The organism is Corallococcus llansteffanensis (genome assembly GCF_003612055.1).
GTDB lineage: Bacteria > Myxococcota > Myxococcia > Myxococcales > Myxococcaceae > Corallococcus > Corallococcus llansteffanensis.
Genome location: NZ_RAWB01001223.1, coordinates 1 through 403, shown reverse-complemented (window position 1 = coordinate 403; position 403 = coordinate 1). Strand labels below are relative to the sequence as shown.

The window sequence follows — 403 nt, the reverse complement described above, 5'->3', positions numbered from 1 at the left end:
GGCCGTACCGCTCTCAACGTCAATGGCTCGATGACGGCCGGGGCGATCACTAGCCAGTTGCTGGGGCAGACCGATCGCAGTGTCTTCGATGCTGCCGATGACGTGGAGATGGCGCACCGCTGATCTGCGCGTCGAAATAAAAAATGCCGGCCATGGGGTCGGAATTTTTTTGAGGGCGAGGCGGCTCAGATCGGCGTCTGCGCCAGCTCGGTCAGCAGTTCCATGAACGCGCTGGCCAGTTCGCTGGGTGTGGCGACGCTTCTGCGCAGCAGGCCGACGGGCTCCTTGGTGCCCGACGTGGCAGTGTCCAGACGGGCAAGTTGACCATGCGCCAGGTCGTCGCCCGCAGCGCGCTCGGGGGTGATCCACACCGCATCGGATCGGCACGCCAGCAACCGTGCGA

Annotated in this window: 1 protein-coding gene; it reads right to left on the bottom strand. The window is 64.8% G+C overall.

Annotated elements, in window-relative coordinates:
* Positions 1-185: 185 nt before the first annotated feature.
* Positions 186-403, bottom strand: a 218-nt coding sequence (locus tag D7V93_RS44270) for a type 2 periplasmic-binding domain-containing protein (RefSeq protein ID WP_208723400.1), incomplete at its 5' end; no start/stop codon positions are given.